The organism is Streptomyces sp. NPDC111628, from assembly GCF_055635195.1.
Map to the genome: position 1 here is coordinate 87,663 of NZ_JBVKBZ010000008.1, position 15,702 is coordinate 103,364.

Annotated in this window: 13 protein-coding genes; 2 read left to right on the forward strand and 11 right to left on the reverse strand. The window is 74.2% G+C overall.

Translation table 11 applies throughout. The annotated features are described in order from the left end of the window. Positions 1 to 66 precede the first annotated feature (66 nt). The 9 genes from ACZ7MF_RS36080 to ACZ7MF_RS36120 all read right to left on the reverse strand — a co-directional run bounded on the left by ACZ7MF_RS36080 (position 67) and on the right by ACZ7MF_RS36120 (position 11,938). Positions 67 to 1,509: a GuaB1 family IMP dehydrogenase-related protein gene (locus ACZ7MF_RS36080; protein ID WP_471482409.1), complete on the reverse strand. Its 1,443-nt coding sequence runs from the start codon at positions 1,507 to 1,509 to the stop codon at positions 67 to 69. Positions 1,510 to 1,617: 108 nt separating this feature from the next. Beyond that, complete coding sequence (locus ACZ7MF_RS36085) at positions 1,618 to 1,971, reverse strand: barstar family protein (protein ID WP_471482410.1); 354 nt, start codon at positions 1,969 to 1,971, stop codon at positions 1,618 to 1,620. 39 nt (positions 1,972 to 2,010) lie between these two features. Then, positions 2,011 to 3,054, reverse strand: coding sequence for a sugar-binding transcriptional regulator (locus tag ACZ7MF_RS36090; RefSeq protein ID WP_087810377.1), 1,044 nt, complete (start codon positions 3,052 to 3,054; stop codon positions 2,011 to 2,013). A 77-nt stretch (positions 3,055 to 3,131) separates the two neighbouring features. Continuing rightward, the gene (gene rpe, locus ACZ7MF_RS36095; protein ID WP_356868163.1) at positions 3,132 to 3,818 is read right to left on the reverse strand and encodes a ribulose-phosphate 3-epimerase; all 687 of its coding nucleotides are present in this window, start codon (positions 3,816 to 3,818) and stop codon (positions 3,132 to 3,134) included. A 142-nt stretch (positions 3,819 to 3,960) separates the two neighbouring features. Continuing rightward, positions 3,961 to 5,166, reverse strand: a complete 1,206-nt coding sequence (locus ACZ7MF_RS36100; RefSeq protein ID WP_471482411.1) for an ABC transporter substrate-binding protein — start codon at positions 5,164 to 5,166, stop codon at positions 3,961 to 3,963. Continuing rightward, complete coding sequence (locus tag ACZ7MF_RS36105; protein WP_471482412.1) at positions 5,163 to 6,101, reverse strand: hypothetical protein; 939 nt, start codon at positions 6,099 to 6,101, stop codon at positions 5,163 to 5,165. The genes ACZ7MF_RS36100 and ACZ7MF_RS36105 overlap by 4 nt, the downstream gene beginning before the upstream one ends. Continuing rightward, positions 6,098 to 7,573: a VWA domain-containing protein gene (locus tag ACZ7MF_RS36110; RefSeq protein ID WP_471482413.1), complete on the reverse strand. Its 1,476-nt coding sequence runs from the start codon at positions 7,571 to 7,573 to the stop codon at positions 6,098 to 6,100. Before ACZ7MF_RS36110 ends, ACZ7MF_RS36105 begins: the two co-directional genes overlap by 4 nt. A 59-nt stretch (positions 7,574 to 7,632) precedes the next feature. Further along, positions 7,633 to 10,116: a tetratricopeptide repeat protein gene (locus ACZ7MF_RS36115; RefSeq protein ID WP_471482414.1), complete on the reverse strand. Its 2,484-nt coding sequence runs from the start codon at positions 10,114 to 10,116 to the stop codon at positions 7,633 to 7,635. Further along, positions 10,052 to 11,938, reverse strand: a complete 1,887-nt coding sequence (locus ACZ7MF_RS36120) for a trypsin-like serine peptidase (protein WP_471482415.1) — start codon at positions 11,936 to 11,938, stop codon at positions 10,052 to 10,054. The genes ACZ7MF_RS36115 and ACZ7MF_RS36120 overlap by 65 nt, the downstream gene beginning before the upstream one ends. Before the next feature lie 75 nt (positions 11,939 to 12,013). Between ACZ7MF_RS36120 and ACZ7MF_RS36125 the strand changes: the two genes are divergently transcribed. Beyond that, entirely contained in the window at positions 12,014 to 12,310 is a 297-nt protein-coding gene (locus tag ACZ7MF_RS36125) for a trypco2 family protein (RefSeq protein WP_471482416.1), read from the forward strand. 36 nt (positions 12,311 to 12,346) lie between these two features. Here ACZ7MF_RS36125 and ACZ7MF_RS36130 read toward each other — a convergent pair whose 3' ends face one another. Further along, positions 12,347 to 13,774, reverse strand: coding sequence for an RsmB/NOP family class I SAM-dependent RNA methyltransferase (locus ACZ7MF_RS36130; RefSeq protein ID WP_471482417.1), 1,428 nt, complete (start codon positions 13,772 to 13,774; stop codon positions 12,347 to 12,349). Between the two features lie 87 nt (positions 13,775 to 13,861). Continuing rightward, positions 13,862 to 14,794 (reverse strand): methionyl-tRNA formyltransferase, encoded by a 933-nt coding sequence (fmt, locus tag ACZ7MF_RS36135; RefSeq protein WP_471482418.1) that lies wholly within the window; start codon positions 14,792 to 14,794, stop codon positions 13,862 to 13,864. A 307-nt stretch (positions 14,795 to 15,101) separates the two neighbouring features. Between fmt and ACZ7MF_RS36140 the strand changes: the two genes are divergently transcribed. Further along, positions 15,102 to 15,653, forward strand: coding sequence for a hypothetical protein (locus ACZ7MF_RS36140; protein WP_471482419.1), 552 nt, complete (start codon positions 15,102 to 15,104; stop codon positions 15,651 to 15,653). The last annotated feature ends 49 nt before the right edge of the window (positions 15,654 to 15,702 follow it).

Consider the following 15,702-nt stretch of genomic DNA (forward strand, 5'->3'; position numbering starts at 1 on the left):
CCAGCGTCGCGTCAGGGCGACTTGACGTCAAGGCGCCCTGACGCGACGTGTCGGGCTACGGGCCGGTCAGCTCCAGCTGGCGTGCAGCGGCTTGCCCTCGGCGTAACCGGCGGCGCTCTGGATGCCGACGATGGCCTTCTCGGCGAACTCCTCCAGGGAGCCGGCACCGGCGTAGGTGCAGGACGAGCGGACGCCCGCGATGATCGCGTCGATCAGGTCCTCGACGCCCGGCCGGGCCGGGTCGAGGAACATCCGCGAGGTGGAGATGCCCTCCTCGAACAGCGCCTTGCGGGCCCGGTCGTACGCCGACTCCTCCGAGGTGCGGTTGCGCACCGCGCGCGCGGAGGCCATGCCGAAGGACTCCTTGTAGGCGCGGCCGTTGGCGTCGTGCTGGAGGTCGCCCGGCGACTCGTAGGTACCCGCGAACCAGGAGCCGACCATCACGTTGGACGCGCCGGCCGCGAGGGCCATCGCCACGTCCCGGGGGTGGCGGACACCGCCGTCGGCCCACACGTGCTTGCCGTACTTCTTCGCCTCGGCGGCGCACTCCAGAACGGCCGAGAACTGCGGTCGGCCCACGCCGGTCATCATGCGGGTGGTGCACATGGCACCCGGGCCCACGCCGACCTTGATGATGTCGGCGCCCGCCTCGATGAGGTCGCGCACACCCTGGGCGGAGACGATGTTGCCCGCGACGATCGGGACCCGCGGGTCGAGGTCGCGCACCACCTTGACGGCGCTGATCATCGACTCCTGGTGACCGTGCGCGGTGTCGATGACGAGGGTGTCCACGCCCGCGTCGAGGAGCTGCTTGGCCTTGCCGGCCACGTCGCCGTTGATGCCGACGGCGGCGGCGATGCGGAGCCTGCCCTGCGCGTCGACGGCCGGGGTGTACAGGGTGGCGCGCAGGGCGCCCTTGCGGGTGAGGATGCCGGCGAGGCGGCCGTCCTTGTCCACGGCGGGCGCATAGCGCCGGTTGGCGGCGTCGAGGGTGTTGAAGGCCTCGCGCGGGTCCAGGTCGGCGTCGATGAGGATCAGGTCCTTGGACATGACCTCCTCGAGCTGGGTGAAGCGGTCCACGCCGGACAGGTCGGTGTCGGTGACCACGCCGACCGGCTTGTGGTCCTCGTCCACGACGACGCCCGCGTTGTGCGCGCGCTTGGGCAGCAGGGCGAGCGCGTCGGCGACGGTCTGGTGCGGGGCCAGCACGATCGGGGTGTCCAGGACGTGGTGGCGGCTCTTCACCCAGGAGACGACGTCGGTGACGACCTCGATCGGGATGTCCTGCGGGATGACCACGAGGCCGCCCCGCCGTGCCATCGTCTCGGCCATCCGGCGGCCCGCGATGGCGGTCATGTTGGCGACGACCAGCGGGATCGTGGTGCCCGTGCCGTCCGGGGAGCCGAGGTCCACGCCCTGCCGGGAGCCCACGGCGGAGCGGCTCGGCACCATGAACACGTCGTCGTACGTCAGGTCGTACGAGGGCTGGATGTCATTGAGGAAACGCACGTGCTGCACATCCCAGTCGATCAGAGGTGGCCCCCGGACAGGTCAGCCAGGGGGAAAGAGCACGTACTTCATTGTCCCATGACGCGTGGCCGACAACCCCCGGGCAGATCATCCAGGCTGGTCAGCGGCCCTCTTGGAGCTTCCTCCAGGGCCGAGGGTGACGAAGAGCCCCGGGGTGCGGTCGGTGGCCTCGGCGAAAATCTCCTCCGCGACGGCCCACTCCTCCGGCCGCGTCTCGGCGTACGCCCGCCAGCCCTCCACCACGAGGACCAACCCCTGGCCCGCCGCGCCCTCGGGCCACACCGAGAGGTCGGTGAGGGAGTCGGCGAGCGCGTCCCAGTTCCGGCCGAACCAGTCGGGCAGCGCCAGGTCACGGGCGCAGCGGTCCATCAGGCCCGCCTTGTCCGTGACCCCGCCGAGGTCCAGCGTGACCACGAGCCGTCCCGCGGAGTCCTCGGTCATGTCGCGCCCTTCTTCCTGCTTACCGGTGCTGATCGGCCGTCAGATCCCGTCGGGGTCGGTCCGGTTGAGCGTCGACTTCGGTGCCGAGCCCGCCGTCATCAGGTAGTCCGCGGCCGACGTGTCCGTGACCAGGCTGGTGACGAGACCGGAGCGCAGCACCGCGTCGATGGCCGCCGCCTTGCGCTGCCCGCCCGCGATCGCGACGACCTCGGGGATACGCCGGAGCTGGTCGGCCTTGACGGTGATGCAGCGCTCCCCCAGGTCCCGCCCGACCCGGCGCCCCTCGGCGTCGAAGAGGTGCGCGGACATCTCGGCGGCGACCCCGAGCGAGGCGTAGTGCGCGCGCTCCTCGTCGCTGAGCATGTCGTGCACGGTCGAGATGCCCGGCTCCCAGGAGCCGATGGAGACGCAGGCGACCGTGACCTTGTCGAAGTACTCGAAGGCCCGGGCGATCCCGGTCTGGTGCCGCAGCGCCTGCGCGGTGGCAGCGTCCGGCAGCAGCATTGGCGCGTAGATGGGGTGCGCGTCGCCGCCCGACACCTGGGCGGCACGGCGCACGGCCTCCACCGAGCCGCGCTCGGCGGTCCCGGCGTCGTACACGCCCGTCAGCTGCACCACGGTGCACGGCGGCAGCCGGTCGAGCGCCGCCGCCATGTGGATGGTGGACCGGCCCCAGGCCAGGCCCAGCACGTCGCCCTCGTTGACCAGCTCGCCGAGCAGGTCGGCGGCCACCTCCCCCAGGTTCTCCGGGTCGGGTGTCTCCTCGGCGTCGGCCGGGGACTCCACCACGACGGCGTGCCGGAGCCCGTAGCGGGCCCGCAGGGCGTCCGAGCGCTCGGCGTCCAGCTCGGCCGGCACCCGGATCTCGATGCGTACAAGGTCCCGCTCGAGGGCGGTCTCGAGAACCCTGGCCACCTTGAAGCGGCTGACGCCGAACTCCTCCGCGATCTGGATCTTGGACTTGCCCTCGAGGTAGAAGCGGCGGGCCATGGCCGCCGCCTGGACCAGCTCAGCGGGTCCCATCCGCATGGCTGAACGGCCCGCCGACATACCCGACACGGCGATCTCCTCACTGCTGTTCACACTCTGGATACGCCGTTCATCCTTGCAGATTCGGCGCACTTGATCAGCCCTGGTGGGAGCCGTTCACTTTCTGTTCCTCAGTGGTCGCAGGACCAGGATGCCTTGGCGGTCGCCGCGTCGGCCTGCGTGCGCAGTGCACGTACCGCCTCGGCCGGGTCGGACGCCCCGTACACCGCGGAACCCGCGACGAAGACGTCGGCACCGGCGTCGGCACACCGCTCGATCGTGGCCGCCGAGACACCGCCGTCGACCTGGAGCCACAGTTCCAGACCGTGCTTCTTGATCAGCTCACGGGTGCGGCGGATCTTCGGAAGCATGATGTCGAGGAACGCCTGCCCGCCGAAGCCGGGTTCAACCGTCATGATCAGCAGCATGTCGAGTTCGGGGAGCAGGTCCTCGTACGGCTCGATCGGCGTCGCGGGCTTGAGCGCCATGGACGCGCGGGCGCCCTTGGCCCGGATCTCCCGGGCCAGCCGCACCGGCGCGGCGGCCGCCTCGGCGTGGAAGGTGACGGAACCGGCCCCCGCCTCCACGTACTGCGGCGCCCAGCGGTCGGGGGCCTCGATCATCAGGTGGCAGTCCAGCGGGGTGTCGGTCGCGCGAGCCAGGGACTCGACCACCGGCACGCCGAGCGTGAGGTTCGGGACGAAGTGGTTGTCCATGACGTCGACGTGGAGCCAGTCGGCTCCCTCGACCGCCTTGGCCTCGTCCGCGAGGCGGGCGAAGTCGGCGGACAGGATGCTGGGGTTGATCTGGGCGGCCATGGGCCCAAGCCTGCCATGCCCTCCGGGGGTGGGCGGGGATGGGTCCTCGGGTTGTGGGGTTGCTCTTCGGGTGCGGGCCCGGTGGTGGGTTGCTCGCGCAGTTCCCCGCGCCCCTTCGGGGGCGCGGTCCCGTGCGGGGCGTTCAGCCCGTGCCGCAGACCGGGAGGTTCTGGGGTTTGCGTAGGCGGTCCAGTTCTTTGAGGCGGGTGTTCAGGTCGGTCGGGTCGGCGAAGGTGCGGAGTACTGCCTGGTGGAAGGCGTCGCGGGTGGTGCGGGGCATCGCGTCGGAGGCGTCCCAGCAGCGGGTTCGGCCGGGTTCGCGCAGGATGGCTCCGATCTCCCGCTCGGTGGCGTCCTGGTCGCCGTCGGCCGCGGCCGCCCGGTTCGCCGTGTACTCCGGCAGCGCGGTGTCGGGGTCGGCGAGGTAGCGGATCAGCCGCTCGGCCTCCGGGGTCGGGTTCAGTACGGCCGCGAGGTCGCCGGAGACCTCCCAGGCGCCGGCCTCCGCTCCGGCGCCGGGCACGACCTCGGCGGAGTGGACGTGGTCGCCGCCCTCCTGCCGCCAGTGCCCGGCGCGGAAGGAACCCTGGTGCTCCAGGCGGCCCGGCCCGCAGTCGGCGTCGAAGGCGGTGGTCAGCACCTGCTCGACGCGGGTACGGTCGCCCGCGCCCACCAGGTCGGCCCAGGTCGTCCAGGCCCTGCGTACGGCGTCGTCGGTCCACCGCAGCCTGCCGTTGGCCCACTCCTCGTACACCCGTGGGCCGGCCTGCTGGAGCAGGATGTCCTCCACCCAGTCGGTGCCCGGCCAGCCCGAGGTCGCGCCGGACTCCAGGCCTGCGCACCACCGTGCGGGAGGGCCGGCCGTCCTGGCCGTCGGTGCCGGTCCGGCGTACCAGACCATGCTCTTGAGGCCGGTCTTCACGGGCAGCCAGTACGTGTGGGCGCCCTGCCCCGGCACGGTGACCTCGGGAGCCCAGAACCGGTCGTAGTCCCGGGCGTCGAAGAGGCCGTCCAGCGGGTGGAGCCGGCCGTCGACGGCGTAGGCGAGCAGTTCGCCGGGGCCTGGCAGCACCGCCACGTCGGGCGGGTTGCCGGCCGCCATGTCGGCGGCCAGCACCTGGCTGAGCGCGGAGCTGCCCTGGTAGACGACGTCGATCCGGTACTTCTCCTCGAACGGCTCGATGACGTGCTCCTCGAACTGCTCGCGCTCCGTGCCGCTCCAGTTGGCGAGCAGGGTGACCGAGCCCTGCCAGTCGCGCGCCCAGCGCACTCCGGCGTACACCCCGGCCCCGAGCAGGACCAGACAGAGGCAGAGGATGCCGAGGGTGCGGGTGCTCGGGCGGCTCATCGCTGCCCCCGGAACCGGTACTCGGCGATCCGCGGCCACAGTCCCCACAGCGTCAGCGCCACCACCACGGCCCCTCCCAGCAGTATCCAGTCGGACAGCGAGGCCCAGAACCCGGCGTCCGCGAGCGCGCCCTGCACCTCGTCGGCCACTTCGGGGATGGCGTCCGGGGCGGCCGGCGGCACCCGTACCCCGGCGACGGAGTCGGTCATCGCGCGGTGTGCCGAGACGGTCTGCCAGGCCAGTACGGGCACGCCGACGGCGCACACCGCGGTGGCGGCCAGCAACCGCAGTTGCACGGGCCGCCGGAAGCGGCGCCGGAGGAACCGCTGGCTCTCCAGCAGCGCGCCGCACAGGGCCGCGTACAGCACCGCGACGGTGCACCAGCCGAGCCACAGCTCCCAGGGGAAGGCGGCCTGCCGCCGGGCCTCGGCCAGCTGTTCGCCGCGCAGGGCGTCCAGGCGGCTCATGATGTCGCCCTCGGTTCCGGCCTCCGCCTCGAGACCGAGGACCTTCTCGGCGTACTGGAGGAAGGCGGCGCGCAGCGGTGAGCCGTCCGGTTCGCGGCCCCGGCGCTCCACCCAGCCCGAGTAGACGGCGATCAGCCCGGTGACGGTCTGGACGTCGTGGCGGCCCGCCAGGCCGGTGACGTTCTCCGAGGCGGCCAGGGCGAGGCTCTGCTGGGCGACCGAGACCTGGGTGAGGAACTCGCCGCTGGTGTCGCCCTCGGCGCCGGTCTCGCGGACCACGGCGTTCGCCTGGCGCAGGGCGCTCTGCGCGGTGTCGACGGCGCGGATGCCGGGCGTGCTCGCGGTGGACAGGGGGACGGTGTCGTCGTGCACGCCGCGGTAGGCGAAGAACAGCGCGAGGGTGGTCGCGGTCGCCAGCACCAGCAGCAGCCTGAGTCTGCGGACGAGGTCCCGGCCGGTGGTGCTCACGGCCGCGCCTCGAGGCGGTGGCCGCAGGCCGGGCAGAACCGGGCGGCCGCCGGAGCCTTCCGCGAGCAGGCCGGGCAGGGCACGGTGGCCCCGCCGCCCGGCGCGCCGCCTGCCGCATCGGAGCCGGTCCCGATGCCGGTTCCGGTGCCGGATGCGGGGCCGTAGGTGCTGTGGCTGCTCGCGGTGATCAGGTGCTGGAAGTCGACGGCCGTGACCTCGGAGCGCAGGGCGACCCGGCCGGACGGCGCGTCCTCGATCCGCACCAGCCGGGCCAGCCGGGCGATCTGCTCGTCGGCGCCCATGGCGTGGGCGAGCCGCACGGCCCGGCCGAGCTGCTGTTCGGCCAGGTCGCGCTGTCCCCGGCGGTGGGCGTCGGTGGCGGCGGCGACGGCCTCGCCGAGCCGCTGGTGCTGCTCGAAGTGCTCGACCTGGGCGTCGGTGTGCCGGGACAGGGCCGGATCGTCGGTCCAGTGCACCAGGCAGGGCTGCGGCGGCGGCAGCCGGACCTCGCCGCCGCCGGGTACGTCGACGGCGACCACGGCGAGCTGAAGGTCCTCCCGACGTGGACGGCCGGTCGGGTCGGCGGCCAGGCACAGCTGGTAGCGGCGCGTCTCGTCGCCCCAGGCCCGGGTGACGAACCGGCCGGTGCCGTCCTCGGCGGTCAGCTCGGCCTCGGTGGGGAAGACCTGTTTGAGGTAGCGCACGGTGCACCCGGGCATGGCGGTCACGGAGACGACCAGTTCGGGGACGGTCTTGGTGAGCAGGCGGTTCATCAGCTGCTCGTACTCCCCGGGCAGGGCCTCCTCCTCGCGCACGGAGGCGGCGCTGCCGTGCAGCCGGCTGGTGATCCGCAGCAGTTCCCGGCCGTCCCAGCCGTCACCGATGCCCCAGGCGTCGCAGACGAACCGGCCCGCGCACTCCTCCAGCACCCGGGCGAGCGGCATGTGCTCGTCGTGCTGGTTCTTGCCGTCGGTGAGCAGCAGGACGTGCCCGATGGGGGCGTCCTGCTCCGTCAGCAGCCGGCGGCTCAGGTCCAGCCAGGCGCCGATGCAGGTGCCGCCGCCCGCGACCGTCTCGCGCACGGCTCGTTCCGCCCGCGCCCGGGTGCGGGCGGAGGCGCGGGCCATGCGCGGGGTGTCCGGGTACACCACGGCCGCCTGCTCGTTGCCCCGGACCACCGCGAACGGGGTGCCGTCGGGCAGCTTGCGGATCGCCGCGACGGCCGCCTGCTGCGCCGCGTGCAGCTTCTCGACCGGCCAGGTCATCGAGCTGGAGCAGTCCATGGCCAGCACCTGCGCGAGCACCGGGCCGCCCGGGTGGCCGTCGCCCCCGGTGCCGTCCACGCGCACGCTGAGGATGGCGTGCATCTGCGGGTCGCCCGCCTCGCCGGGCAGGTACTTCCACTGGCTGATCTCCAGTCCGGCGGCCACCCGTCCGGCCGCCTCGCCCGTCCGGGGCGTTCCTGTCTCCACGTGTCCGTGCCCCCTCGCCCACCGTCGTCGCTGCCTCGCACCCTCACGTGCTCACGTGCTCACGCCGTACGCCGCCACCCCCGCACCAGCTCGCGCAGCCCGGCCGGTGCCGGGAGCACCGCGTACGCCGTGTCCAGCAGGTCGCCGCGCTCGCCGACGCTGCCCGCCTGGTCGGCGAGGCGCCTGAGCGACCCGGACAGCAGCCTGCGCAGCGCCTCCTCGGTGTCCTGTGGGCCGAACAGCTCGCCGGCGGGGAAGCCGCTCCCCCAGCCGCCGGGCGGGCGGCAGACGAGCGCGTGCTCGCGCAGTTCGGTCACCAGCCGGTCCCAGGACCCACTGCCGTCCAGGTGCAGCCCCGCCAGCCGTTCGGCGGCCTCGCGCAGTTCGGCGGCGAGCGGGGCGGGCCGGTCCGGCAGCCTGCCGGTCAGGATCCGCACCGCCGCGACGCGGGCGGCGTCGTAGTGCCGGGAGGTGGTCGGCACGCCGTCCAGGACGTCGACGGCCGGGCGGCGTCCGGCGCGGCGCAGCCGGACCCGGGCGAGTCCGAAGGCGGCGCTGCCCTGGGTGGGGTCGCGCCGCAGGACGGCCTCGTAGAACTCCTCGGCCTGCGCCCAACGGGCCCGCGTCCGCGCGGCCGCCTGTGCGTCGGCCGGTCCGGCCCCTCCCGCCGCGGACTCGCGGGGCCGCTCCGCGAGGTACTCGGCGCAGAAGCCGAGCGCCAGCTTGGGCGCCGCCTCGCCGGGCAGGGCCGCGTAGGTGGCGGCGAACTCGTCCTCCGCCTTGTCCACCGCGCCGCGCGTCAGGTGGACCAGTCCCCGGTGCCAGAAGATCCGCCAGTCGTAGTCGCCGCTCCACCCCTTGGCGCGGGCCACCCACTCCTCGGACCGTGCGGCGTCCCCGGCGTCCAGATAGGCGCGGCACAGCCACAGCGCCGTCTCCACGGTCCGCAGCGCCGGGTCGCCCGCCGCCCGTTCGGCGATGCGGTCGGGGGTGTCCGCGGCGAGCCCTCCGAGCAGGACGGCCGCCGGGTCCGAGGCGTCGGGGAGGGGGACCGGCAGGGCGCGGGCCGCCGCCCGGGGTTCGGGGGCGCCGGCCGGCAGCTCCGGTGTCCCGGTCCCGGGGCGTCGCGTCCACCACTGGAGCGCCGGGACGGTGCCGAGGGCGGCGCCGAAGACCGCCGCGGTCGGCTCGAACCGGGTGGAGCGCTCGGGATACGGGTCGTGCCCGCCGAGGGCCTGGTCCTCGCGCAGCACCTCCCACAGCTGGCGGGACATCTCGGCCGCGGAACGGAACCGGGCGGCGGGCTCGGGGTGGGTGGCGCGGCGGATCAGCGCCTCGAAGGAGCGGGCGGCCAGTCCGGCGGGCCGGGTGGCGCGTTCGGCGAGCACCTTGAGGGTCCGGCCGACGGTGTACAGGTCGCTGTCGACGTCGAGTCCGCGCCGGTCGCGTTCGCGCTTAGGCGGGGCGTAGCCGTGGGTGTGGACGAGCCCGGAGGAGCGGTCGTCGGTCCGGCGGATGGCGCCCAGGTCGATGACCTTGATCTCCCGGCCGTAGTGGATGACGTTCTCGGGCTTCATGTCGCAGTAGAGCAGGCCCCGGTCGTGCAGGTACTCCAGGGCGCCGAGGATCTTGCAGCCGTACGTGATGACGTGCCCGAACTCGAAGCCGCCGGCGCCGAACAGCCGCGCCAGGTCCTCTTCCGGGGCGAAGCGGATCCAGGACAGGGACCGGCCGCCGACGTACTCCATCACGATGTAGCCGGTCGGTTCGGCGTCGCCGGGTACCTGGTGCTGGACGTGGGTGACGATGCGGACGATGTCACGGTGGTGCAGCGTGGTCAGCGAGCGGCGCTCCTCGACGGCCGCCCGGCGGGCCACGGCGTCGCCGGTGTTGATCAGGCCCTTGAGGACGACGTGCAGGCCGGGCACCCGGGTGTCCTCGGCGAGGTAGACCCAGCCGTGGCCGCCGACGGCGAGGTAGCCGAGCACCGCGTAGTGCCCGCCGACCCGGTCTCCGGGGCGCAGCTTCGGCCGGAACGAGTACTCCGTCCCGCACTCCGGGCAGAACCCGTGGTCGGGCGCGGGGCCGCCGTCGTAGGAGACCCCGATGGTGCCGGCGCAGTTGTCGACGCCGCAGCGCCGGCCGCCGGTGGGGGGCCGGGCGACGGTGTCGGCGGCCTCGGAGGGATCCGGGGAGGACAGGTGGGGCAGGACCAGCAGCCCGTCGCGGTCCAGCTCTCCGGCGGTCGGGGCTCCTGGGCTCTGCGCGGGCTGGGCCGGTGTGTCGGGTCCGGCCGGGTCGGGGCCGGGGTCGGGCCGGGTGGCGGAGGGCTCGGGTACGGGGGGCCGGCGGAAGCAGGTGTCGCAGAACCCGGTGACCATGATGTGGCCGCCCCGGCAGTCGGCTCTGGCACAGGCTCTCCCGCTCATGCCGAGGGCTCGCCGTGCGGCCGTGGGTCGTGCCGGGACGTTCTCGGTGTCATGGCGCATCCCCTCCGCCGTGGCCGTCTCCGTGGCCGTACTGGGCTCCGTGACTGTCCCCACCGCCGTAACCGTCCCCGGCGGGGCGGCCGTCCGGGGCGGGGTGCCCGTCCCCGGCCCCGTGGCCGTCCCCGTACCTGTCCCGGGGGCCGTAGCCGTCCCGCGTGCCCGGTCCGTCGTCTCCGACGTGGCCGTCGACGCGCCGGGTGTAGGCGTCCACCGCCGCTTCCGCCGCGCGTATGTCGCAGGGCCTTGCCCGGAGCAGGGTGTGGGCCCGGAGGTAGAGGCCGTCCACCGCCGGGTCCTCCTCGCCCTGAAGGGAGTGCTGGTGCAGGACCTGGTAGCTCCGCAGGCGCCCGGCGAGTTCGTCGCGCCGGTCGCGGAGCCGGTCGAGTGCCGCGACACCGGCCGTCAGCCGGCCCCCGACCCGGTCGGCCAGCCGCTCGTACCGCGCGAGGTCCGGGCCGGGTCCAGGGTCCGCTTCCGCAGGGCCCTCCCCGTCGTCGTCCCTTGCGCCCGCCGCGCGGAGCAGGTCGGCGAGGGCGGCGTGTGCGGCCACCAGGTCGGAGTCGAGGGGACGCATGCCCTGCGGCACCACGGCGGCGAGGCGTTCGCGCAGGTCCTCGGCGAGCGGACCGGTGATCTCCTTCAGCCGCTCGACGAGCCGGGCACGCCGCCCCCGCGCGGGCCCGGTGATCAGTTGCTCGCGGGCACGACGGTGGCAGTCCCCGGCCGTGCGCAGGACGAGCAGCAGGCGGCTGCCGTCGGCACGCAGCACGTCCAGCAGGTCCAGCACGCCGAGCGGATCGACCGCCTCGTCGACTCCGACGACGACCAGGTTGAGGATGGCCCTCCCGGCCCGGATGCGCTCGAGCGGGGCTTCCTCCGGGTGCCGCGCCAGTCCCAGGCGTTCGGCGATCCGCTCGGCGATACCGGCCGAGGTCCGCCCCCGCGCGTGGACGGCGAGGTCGTGACCGCCGGCCGACGGAACGGTGCCCGGCGGGTCGAGGGAGGCCCGGTCGACGGAGACCGGTGTGCGCAACTCGCGGTCAGCGAGGGTGATGGCGCGGCGCAGGGTGGCCTCGCGCGCCGCGTCGCCGTGCCGGACGACGCTGATCTTCACCTGGCTGCCGTCGTCGCGCAGCCAGGCGGCGAGGCGCTGGGCGAACGGCCGGTCGAGCAGCTCCGGCAGTATGTCGTCGGCGGTGGACCGCAGTTGGGGGTCGACGGCACTGGGACCCGTGGTGACGTCGTCGAGCCGGGGCAGGTGGCGCACGATGGTCTCGACCGGACTCATGAAGGAGAACCGGTTGCCGTGCCGGTCCTCCTGACCACTGAGCACCATGCCGATGACCTCGCCGGTGTCGCTGTCGGCGACGCCCGCACCGCTGCACCCCGGGCTGGCCAGCTCACCGGGGCTGGCCGGGATCAGCTGCACCTGTCCGTCGCGTCCGCAGACCCCGACGGCGGTGGCGCGGAACCAGATGCCGCCGTTGTGCTCGTACGGGAAGCCGTACATCCGCACCTCACGGTTGGGTGCGGACAGCCGGTGCAGCCGAACCGTTTCCTCGACGGGGCGGGGCCGCTCCAGCCGCAGCAGCGCCACGTCGCCGCTCGGGTCGCCGTCGGCGTCCAGCGTCTCCGGCACGTAGGCGTCGCGCTCCAGCCTGGCGGGGACCGCGGGCACGCCGTGGCCGACCGCGCCGACGAACTCCGCGGTCATCGCGTCCGCCGTCCGGTCCACCACATGGGCGCAGGTGAGCACCCATTGCGGAGTCAGCAGAATGCCGGCTCCCGCGATCTCCCCGTCCGCTCCCCGGATCCGCACCGCCCAGCTCGGCGTCGTCATCGGCGAGACGGCCGGGCCTCCCCCGCCAGCAGCCATATGCGAACTATACGGGCGTCTGCTCCTGTCGCATACTGCTGCGACAAGAGTGAACGGGCTTTGTACGGAGGCGAATTGACGAACGAACCGGGTTTCGTGGGACTGGCCGAGGTGATCGGCCGGATCCGGGGCGAACTGGAGGAGGCCCGCGCCGACGCGGAGGGCCGGGACCTCGGTTTCGCCGTGGAGAACGTGAGCCTGACCTTCACCGTGCAGGTCCACCGCGCGGGCAGCGGCCGGGGCGGCGTCCGGATCGGCGTGGTGACGGCCGAACTGGGCGGCTCGGTCGACCATCAGACCACCCATCAGGTCCAGGTGGACCTGAAACCGGAGCTGTCGGGCGGGGAGCGGGTGAAGGTGCGCAGAGGCTAGGGGGTGTCGTTCACGAGGTCCGGCCGACGACCTCGTTCACGAGGTCCGGCGCACGAGCGCCAGGTACATGGCGTCCGTACCGTGCACATGCGGCCACAGCTGGACGTCGGGCCCCTCGCCCAGGCCGGGCACGCCGGGCAGCAGCGGCCGGGCGTCGAGCAGCTCGGTGCCCGGGTGCTGCTTCAGGACGTCCGTGACGACGGCGCGGGTCTCGGCGAGATGCGGCGAGCAGGTCGCGTAGGCGACGACACCCCCGACGCGTACGGCCTCCAGGGCGCTGCGCAGCAGCCCGCGCTGGAGCGGGGCGAAGCCGTCCAGGTCCTCGGGGCGGCGTCGCCAGCGCGCCTCGGGGCGGCGCCGCAGGGCGCCCAGGCCCGTGCAGGGGACGTCGACCAGGACGCGGTCGAAGCTCCCGGGCCGCCACGCCGGGCGGGTCCCGTCGGCGGCGATCACCTGGTACGGGCCGGGATTTCCGTCCAGGGCCCTGGCCACGAGCCCGGCGCGGTGCGGCTGCTTCTCGGAGGCCAGCAGGAAGGCACCCCGCTCGGCGGCCAGCGCACCGAGCAGCGCGGCCTTGCCGCCGGGGCCCGCGCACCCGTCCAGCCAACGCCGGTCCGGGCCGTCCAGGGGGGCGTTGGCGAGGGCCAGGGCGACCAGCTGACTGCCCTCGTCCTGCACCCCGGCGCGGCCCTCCCGTACCGCCTCGACGGCCCCGGGTTCGCCGCCCTCGCTCAGTCGCACCGCGTACGGCGACCAGCGCCCCGGTACGGCGGCCTCCTCGCCGAGCAGTTCCTCGCGGGTGGCGCGGCCCGGCCGCGCGACGAGGGTCACCTCGGGACGTTCGTTGTCGGCGGCCAGCAGTTCCTCGATGCCCGCCCGGCCGCCGCCCAGCGAGTCCCACAGCGCCGAGACGACCCAGCGAGGGTGCGAGTGCACGACGGCCAGGTGGTCCTCGGGGTCCTCGTCGTAGGGCGGGGCGACCCGCTCCAGCCAGCCGTCCAGGTCGTCCCGGGCGACCTTGCGCAGCACGGCGTTGACGAACTTGGCCCGTCCGTCCCCGAGCACGACCCGCGCCAGCTCCACGGAGGCGGAGACGGCGGCGTGGCTCGGGATGCGCGTCCCCAGCAGCTGGTGCACGCCCAGGCTGAGGACGTCGAGCACCGGCGGGTCGACCTCGCGCAGCGGCCGGTCCACGCAGTCCGCGATGATCGCGTCGTAGGTCCCCTGCCGCCGCAGCGTCCCGTACACCAGCTCGGTCGCGAGGGCCGCGTCCCGGGCGTCGAACTTTTCGGGGCCCTCCTTCTCCCGCGCCTTGCGCAGCAGGGGCGGCAGGACGAGGTTGGCGTACGCGTCCCGCTCGTCCACGGCCCTGAGCGCCTCGAAGGCGAGCATGCGGACGGGGTCCTTCTGGGGCCTGCGGTACGGCTTGCCGGATGTGCGGGGACGACGAGGCTGCTCGCTCACGAAAAGGTGCTCCGGGTGTGGGGTGAAGTGCGCTCACCAGCGTACGCCGGGCAGGTGAACGGTGAAGCGGAGACGCTGCGGCGCGGGTCAGTCGCCGACCAGCTCGCCCTCGGTGATCCGCGCCCCGCGCGCCCAGTCCGCGGCCCGCATCGGCTTCTTGCCCTGGGCCTGCACCCACAGCAGCTCGACGGCGTGCGACCCGGTGCCGACGTACACGTTGTTCTTCCCGGCGGCGAGCTGCCCCGGCGCGAGGTCGCTCCGGTCGGGCAGGGGAACGGCCTGCACGAGCTTGAGCCGCTCGCCCCGGAAGGTGGTCCAGGCACCGGGGGCCGGGGTGCAGCCGCGCACCACCCGGTCCACGCGCAGCGCCGGGGCGGTCCAGTCGACCCGCGCGTCCTCGACGGTGATCTTCGGGGCCAGGGTGACGCCCTCGCCGGGCTGCGGTACGGCCTCCAGTCTGCCGTCCTCGATGCCGTCCATGGTGGCCGCGAGCAGCCCTGCACCGGCGAAGGCCAGCCTGGTCAGCAGGTCGCCGCTGGTGTCGGTGGGGCGGACGGTCTCGGTGACCGTCCCGTAGACGGGGCCGGAGTCCAGGCCCTCCTCGATCAGGAAGGTGGACGCGCCGGTGATCTCGTCGCCCGCCATCAGCGCGTGCTGCACGGGGGCGGCGCCGCGCCAGGCGGGCAGCAGCGAGAAGTGCAGGTTGACCCAGCCGCGGGCGGGCACGTCCAGGGCGACGCGCGGCAGCAGGGCGCCGTAGGCGACGACGGGGCAGCAGTCGGGCGCGATCTCGCGCAGCCGCTCCAGGAAGTCGGGGTCGCGCGGCTTCGCGGGCTTGAGCACCTCGATGCCGGCCTCCTCCGCCCGCTCGGCCACGGGAGAGGCGACCAGCCGGCGCCCCCGCCCGGCCGGAGCGTCGGGCCGCGTGACGACGGCGGCCACCTCGTGCCGCCCGGAGGCGATCAGGGCGTCCAGGGCGGGAACGGCGACCTCGGGGGTACCGGCGAAGACGAGCTTCATGGGTGGGACGGGCCTCTCGGGCGGGAACGTTGGCGGGCGACGCCCCAGTCTACGAGCCGTCGAACGAGGGAAAGCCGCCGACGGCGCGGCACCACGACGGCACACGCTCACCTCTCGACCGACGGCGAACGTGTGGTGCGCGGGTGGGAGACCCCTCGAGGCCGAAGGCCGAGGGGGCGCACGAACAAACCCCCACGCCCCCACCCCGTGACCAACCCCGCACCCACACGTTGGTCAAGAAAGAGTTGACACACCGGGCCGCCCGCGCGGCCCGATTCCTTTCAACGCCGGTTCGAGAGGCTTGTTCATGGCCGACCACGCAACCCACGACGCCCAGGCTCGGGCCAGCCTGCACTTGCTGGTGCGGGACATCGAGCGGGTCCGCCGGCAGGTGGACGCACTGCGCACCCTCACCGCCCAGTTGGGCAACGTCTACCGCCCGCGCCGCTCCGGCCCCTCCACGGGCTTCGTCGTCTACGGACGTGCCCCCGCCCCGACCGTCCGTCTCGCCCAGGAGCTGCGGGACAGCGTCGAGACCCTGGTCACGGCCGCCGTCGACTTCGACCGTTCGCTCGGCTTCTCGTGGGACGCGGTGGGCTCCGCCCTCGGCGTCACCAAGCAGGCGGTGCACCGGCGCTACGGCTCCCGCCGCCCCGCCGCCCCGACGGTGTCCGCCGCCGAGGCCACCGAGCACCCCCAGGAGCCGACGGGTACGCGCCCGGTCAACGTGGGCTCGGGCCTCCCCCCGGTGCCCACGGTCCCGGCGGCCCGCTCCATGCCGACCCAGCCGACGTCCGGCAGCCCGTCCCTGCGCGACGAGGTCCGCCCGACCGCCTTCCCCGGCCCGCGCAACGGCTGACCTGCACCGGCCCCGCCCTCCCGGAACGGCGGGGCCGCGGCGTGTCCGC